The organism is Streptococcus oralis (assembly GCF_001579175.1).
Lineage (GTDB): Bacteria > Bacillota > Bacilli > Lactobacillales > Streptococcaceae > Streptococcus > Streptococcus oralis_O.
The window spans coordinates 701553-707565 of sequence record NZ_KQ970759.1 but is presented as its reverse complement, the minus strand read 5'-3'; the positions used below and the strand labels follow the sequence as shown (position 1 = coordinate 707565).

Here is a 6013-nt window from a genome sequence, read left to right as displayed (position 1 = left end):
ATTTGTTGGGACGCATTAGTGAAGCGTTTAAGTAATTCGTCATATAGTTACGACATCATGGCCTCTAAATCGATTATATTTAGGGGCTATGACTAGTGAAGCAGTTAGCTAGTCTGCATATAGCGGCTAGCGTCTAACAATTAGGAACTTTGGTTCCAATTGTTAGTACTGAATCACATCTTCTCTGGTGCTTCTACTCCGAGCAAGCGAAGGGCTTCTTTGAGAACGACGGCAGTTGCATAGCTGAGGGCTAGACGGCTGTCGCGCTCAGGGCTTTCATCCAAGATACGAGTGTGAGCATAGTATTTATTGAAAGCTTGAGCCAAGCTGATTGCATACTTAGCAATGAGAGATGGGTCATAGTTATCTGAAGCACGTTTGATGACACGGGCAAAGTCTTGGAGAAGTTTGATGATTTCCCAGCTTTCGGCATCATTTAGACTGTAACTTGATTGAGCATTTGGATGGAAGTCAGCTTTTCTAAGTAGAGACTGAATACGAGCGTAAGCGTATTGGATGTATGGCCCAGTCTCACCTTCAAATGAAACCATTGCTTCCAAATCAAAGTCATAACCATTTCGACGATCAGTTTTCAGGTCGTAGAATTTGACAGCTCCAACCCCAACAGCTTGGGCGATTTGATCCTTGTTTTCAAGGTCAGGATTTTTTGCTTCGATTTGAGCTTTAGCACGAGTGATGGCTTCTTGGAGAGTTGGCTCGAGCAGGATGATGTTTCCTTTACGAGTAGAGAGTTTTTGGCGATTTTTGGTTACAAGACCAAAGTCAACGTGAACCATATCGTCACTCCAAGCAAATCCCATTTTCTTCAAGACAGCTTTCAACTGTTTAAAGTGGTTAGATTGCTCTTGGCCGACAGCATAGACATTTTTAACAAAGTTGTATGTACGAGCACGGTAGATGGCTGTTGCGATATCACGAGTGATGTAGAGAGTAGCGCCATCTGATTTTTTAATCATAGCAGGTGGCAAATCGAAATCATCCAAGTTGACAATACAAGCCCCTTGAGACTCTTCTAGCAAGCCTTTTTCTTCCAAGATTTGTACGGCTTCATCCATCTTGTCATTGTAGAAGGCTTCACCGTTTAAGCTATCAAATTCAACACCGAGTAGTTTGTAGATGCGGTTGAATTCGACCAAACTTTCATCACGGAACCATTGCCAAAGTTGAGTTGCTTCAGGATCACCATCTTCAAGTTTTTTGAACCAGAGGCGACCTTCATCATCGAGAGCCTTGTCCGTTTCGATTTCGGCGTTGATACGAACGTATAGCTTTAATAATTCATCGATTGGGTTAGCTTCAACTGCTTCCTTACTGCCCCATTTTTTATAAGCAACCATGAGAAGACCAAACTGTTTGCCCCAGTCTCCGAGGTGGTTGATTTTAATGGTTTTGTAGCCCATCTTCTTAAAGATATTAGAGAGGGCATCTCCGATAACTGTTGAACGCAAGTGGCCGACTGAGAAGGGTTTGGCGATATTGGGACTAGAAAGGTCAATCGTAATATTTTGCTCTTGGCCTTCCGTTTGTTGGGCGTAGTCAGCACCTTTTTCGATGATTTCTTTGATAACTGCACCAGAAATAGCAGATTTATCAAGGAAAAAGTTTACGTAAGGACCTGTTGCCACCACTTTTTCAAAGGCTTGGCTGTTGATTTTTGCAGCAATATCGGCAGCAATCACTTGCGGTGCCTTGCGTTCGACTTTTGCTAATGAGAAAGCAGGGAAAGCGATGTCTCCCATATCTGAATTTTTAGGTTGTTCTAGTAAATTGAAAATAGCCTCTTGGTCCAGGCTATCAATGACGCTAGCCAATTCGCCAGCAATCAGTTTTTTTGTATTCATAAGTAGGCTCCTTTTGGGCTTTTCTTCTATTTTAACACAATTTACTACATTTTTTGAGAAAGAAGAGAATTTTTTTGAATTCTCTATTTTTTTTGGTATAATATAGTTATAAAATAAATGTAAAAATTGTTATAAATATTCGCTTAAGAGGATAATATGAGAAAAAGAGAACGGCATCAGTTGATTAAAAAGATGATCGCTGAAGAAAAACTTGGAACACAAAAAGAGATTCAAGATCGTCTTGAAGCTCAGAATGTCTATGTGACGCAAACGACTTTGTCACGTGATTTGCGTGAAATCGGCTTGACCAAGATCAAGAAAAATGATATGGTGTATTATGTACTAGCAAATGAGACAGATAAGATTGATTTAGTTGAGTTTTTGTCTCATCATTTAGAAGGAGTTGCAAGAGCAGAATTCACCTTGGTACTTCATACAAAACTTGGGGAAGCTGCAGTCTTAGCAAACATTGTAGATGCAAACAAGGATGAATGGATTTTAGGAACGGTTGCTGGTGCTAATACCTTATTGGTTATTTGTCGAGACCAGCACGTTGCCAAGCTGATGGAAGATCGTTTGCTAGATTTGATGAAAGATAAATAAGGTCTTGGGAGTTGCTCTCAAGACTTATTTTTAGCAAGGAGAGACGGAAAATGGCAACAGAAAAGCTATCACCCGGCATGCAACAGTATGTGGATATCAAAAAACAATACCCAGATGCTTTTTTGCTTTTTCGGATGGGTGATTTTTACGAGTTGTTCTATGAAGATGCAATCAATGCAGCACAGATTTTAGAAATTTCCTTAACAAGTCGGAATAAAAATGCAGAAAATCCGATACCCATGGCAGGTGTCCCCTATCATTCTGCCCAGCAGTATATCGACGTATTGATTGAGCAGGGTTATAAGGTGGCCATAGCCGAGCAGATGGAAGATCCCAAACAAGCAGTGGGGGTTGTCAAGCGAGAGGTGGTTCAGGTCATCACACCTGGAACGGTCGTCGATAGTAGTAAGCCCGATAGTCAGAATAATTTCTTGGTTGCCTTAGATCGTGATGGCAATCAATTTGGCCTAGCTTATATGGATCTAGTGACGGGTGATTTCTATGTGACAGGTCTATTGGATTTCACGTTGGTTTGTGGGGAAATCCGTAACCTCAAGGCTCGTGAAGTGGTGCTGGGCTATGACTTGTCTGAAGAAGAAGAACAAATTCTCAGCCGTCAGATGAATCTTGTGCTTTCCTATGAGAAGGAAGGCTTCGAGGATATTCATTTACTAGATTCACGACTGGCAGCTGTGGAGCAAGCGGCAGCTAGTAAGCTACTCCAGTATGTTCACCGGACCCAGATGCGGGAATTGAACCACCTCAAACCAGTTATCCGCTATGAAATCAAAGATTTCTTGCAGATGGACTATGCGACCAAGGCTAGTCTGGATTTGGTTGAGAATGCCCGTTCAGGTAAGAAGCAGGGGAGTCTTTTCTGGCTTTTGGATGAAACCAAAACGGCTATGGGTATGCGGCTCTTGCGTTCTTGGATTCACCGTCCCTTGATTGATAAGGAACGAATCGTCCAACGTCAAGAGGTGGTGCAGGTCTTTCTTGACCACTTTTTTGAGCGTAGTGATTTGACAGACAGCCTCAAGGGTGTTTATGACATCGAACGCTTGGCTAGTCGGGTTTCTTTTGGCAAGACCAATCCCAAGGATCTCTTGCAACTGGCGACTACCTTATCTAGTGTGCCACGGATTCGAGCGATTTTAGAGGGAATGGAGCAGCCTGCTTTAGCTTATCTCATCGCACAGTTGGATGCCATTCCAGAGTTAGAGAGTTTGATTAGCGCAGCGATTGCCCCTGAAGCCCCTCACGTGATTACGGAAGGTGGCATTATTCGGACGGGATTTGATGAGACCTTGGATAAATACCGCCGAGTGCTCAGAGAAGGGACCAGCTGGATTGCTGAGATTGAGGCTAAGGAGAGAGAAAACTCTGGTATCAGCACTCTCAAGATTGACTACAATAAAAAGGATGGCTACTATTTCCATGTGATCAATTCGCAACTGGGAAATGTGCCAGCCCACTTTTTCCGTAAGGCAACGCTGAAAAACTCGGAACGCTTTGGTACTGAGGAATTGGCCCGTATCGAGGGGGATATGTTGGAGGCGCGTGAGAAGTCAGCCAACCTAGAGTACGAAATCTTTATGCGCCTCCGTGAGGAAGTCAGCAAGTACATCCAGCGTTTGCAGGCGCTAGCCCAAGGAATTGCGACAGTTGATGTCTTGCAAAGTCTCGCAGTTGTGGCTGAAATCCAGCATTTGATTCGACCGGAGTTTGGAGAGGATTCACAAATCGCTATCCAGAAAGGGCGCCATGCTGTCGTCGAAAAGGTCATGGGGGCTCAGACCTACATTCCAAACAGTATCCAGATGGCAGAAGATACGAGTATTCAGCTGATTACAGGGCCCAACATGAGCGGGAAGTCCACCTACATGCGCCAGCTAGCCATGACTGCGGTTATGGCCCAGCTAGGCTCGTATGTGCCGGCAGAAAGTGCCCATTTGCCTATCTTCGATGCCATCTTTACTCGCATCGGAGCGGCAGATGACTTGGTTTCAGGTCAATCAACCTTTATGGTGGAGATGATGGAGGCCAACAATGCCATTTCGCATGCGACCAAGAACTCTCTCATTCTCTTTGATGAATTGGGACGGGGAACTGCGACCTATGATGGCATGGCTCTTGCCCAGTCCATCATCGAATACATCCATGAACATATCGGAGCCAAAACCCTTTTTGCGACCCATTATCATGAGTTGACCAGTCTGGAGTCTAGCTTGGAACACTTGGTCAATGTCCACGTGGCAACCTTGGAGCAGGATGGGCAGGTGACCTTCCTTCACAAGATCGAACCAGGACCAGCTGACAAATCCTATGGTATCCATGTTGCTAAGATTGCTGGTTTACCAGGAGAACTTTTAGCAAGGGCGGATAAGATTTTGACACAACTGGAGAGTCAAGGGGGAGAAAGTCCAAGTCTGATAAGGCAAACAAGTGCCGTCACTGAACAGATTTCTCTCTTTGATACACCTGAAGAACATCCTATCCTAGCAGAATTAGCTAAACTGGATGTTTACAATATGACACCTATGCAGGCTATGAATGTCTTAGTTGGGTTCAAACAAAAATTATAAAAAGAATCCCACTCGCGCCTTTGTGAGTGGGATTTCTCTATTACTTTTTATGAGCCAAGAGTTGATTGATGTGGTCTACTTTTTTAGCTTCTCTTTTATAGAGAATAGTCCAGATGATAAGGTAGACAATCGCAAACTCTGGAATGAGCTGGAGATAGAAGATCCAGTGGAAGGGGAACCAACCAGCCAGAGTTGCTAGTGGAACAAAGCCAGCCAGCATGAGGAAGAAATGGGAAAGTGTTGCACGGAGCAAGCTCCAGTCACGGCTGAATAAGCGACTGCCAAAGCTAAAGAGAACGCCGATAGCTGACCAGATGATCATGCAGTAGAGCAAGACTAGAGCACCGTGAACCTGATGTTGCACCATCACTTGGCCGATCAGAGACTCGGGGCTCAGTGGGGCATAGGTATTTGGTGCATAAATGAGCGAAAAGAGGATAGAGAGGATGAGGCCGATGAGGACACCAGCGGCTGCATCGTGAAAGATTTGTTTTTTCATAGTTCTAATTTCTCCTTGATGGTTTTTAGGTAACGGCGAGATGAGTAAGTAAAGCTTTCGTTTTTGAGAAAGATTTCGATCAGGCCGTTGGGGGTTAGTTTGAGATGAGAGATAGAGTCGATATTGACGATTTCAGATTGGGAAATTTGGATAAAAGTGGTCGGCAGAATGTCAAGCACCTGATAGAGTCGCAAATCAATAGTGTAGGTATGAGAAGCAGTTTCTGCTAGAACCTTGCGATTCTCGATATAGAAGCGCTGAATCTTGCCAATTTCAACTAGATAGACTTGATCTTCAATCTTTCCTTTGATTGTTTCTTTTTGGTCAAGATTTTCAGCGAACTCGATGACTTTCTGGACTTTTTCGGTCGGCTGAGGAGTTTGGACAATCAGCTTTTCCTCCTCGTAAGTCTCCTTAATCTGTAGTTCTACTTTCATAAATTTCCCTCCCTAACATTTCATACA

General features: G+C 43.8%; 5 protein-coding genes. 2 read left to right on the top strand and 3 right to left on the bottom strand.

Going from position 1 to position 6013, the window contains the following annotated elements; translation table 11 throughout:
• Positions 1–173: 173 nt before the first annotated feature.
• Entirely contained in the window at positions 174–1862 is a 1689-nt protein-coding gene (gene argS / locus SORDD24_RS03565; RefSeq protein WP_061407472.1) for an arginine--tRNA ligase, read from the bottom strand.
• 156 nt (positions 1863–2018) lie between these two features.
• Between argS and argR the strand changes: the two genes are divergently transcribed.
• Positions 2019–2465, top strand: a complete 447-nt coding sequence (gene argR, locus SORDD24_RS03560; RefSeq protein WP_004239711.1) for an arginine repressor — start codon at positions 2019–2021, stop codon at positions 2463–2465.
• Between the two features lie 50 nt (positions 2466–2515).
• On the top strand, positions 2516–5050 hold the full coding sequence (mutS, locus tag SORDD24_RS03555) for a DNA mismatch repair protein MutS (protein ID WP_061407468.1): 2535 nt from the start codon (positions 2516–2518) through the stop codon (positions 5048–5050).
• A gap of 40 nt (positions 5051–5090) precedes the next feature.
• Here the strand turns inward: mutS and SORDD24_RS03550 are convergent, their stop codons facing one another.
• Both SORDD24_RS03550 and SORDD24_RS03545 read right to left on the bottom strand, forming a co-directional pair.
• Positions 5091–5549, bottom strand: coding sequence for a DUF3021 domain-containing protein (locus SORDD24_RS03550; protein WP_061407465.1), 459 nt, complete (start codon positions 5547–5549; stop codon positions 5091–5093).
• Positions 5546–5986, bottom strand: coding sequence for a LytTR family DNA-binding domain-containing protein (locus tag SORDD24_RS03545; protein ID WP_061407462.1), 441 nt, complete (start codon positions 5984–5986; stop codon positions 5546–5548). Before SORDD24_RS03545 ends, SORDD24_RS03550 begins: the two co-directional genes overlap by 4 nt.
• Positions 5987–6013 lie beyond the last annotated feature (27 nt).

What these genes read in the sequence shown, in the direction of transcription:
- argS (WP_061407472.1), bottom strand. Translation starts at nt 1,862, where the DNA reads ATGAATACAAAAAAACTGATTGCTGGCGAATTGGCTAGCGTCATTGAT.
- argR (WP_004239711.1), top strand. Translation starts at nt 2,019, where the DNA reads ATGAGAAAAAGAGAACGGCATCAGTTGATTAAAAAGATGATCGCTGAA.
- mutS (WP_061407468.1), top strand. Translation starts at nt 2,516, where the DNA reads ATGGCAACAGAAAAGCTATCACCCGGCATGCAACAGTATGTGGATATC.
- SORDD24_RS03550 (WP_061407465.1), bottom strand. Translation starts at nt 5,549, where the DNA reads ATGAAAAAACAAATCTTTCACGATGCAGCCGCTGGTGTCCTCATCGGC.
- SORDD24_RS03545 (WP_061407462.1), bottom strand. Translation starts at nt 5,986, where the DNA reads ATGAAAGTAGAACTACAGATTAAGGAGACTTACGAGGAGGAAAAGCTG.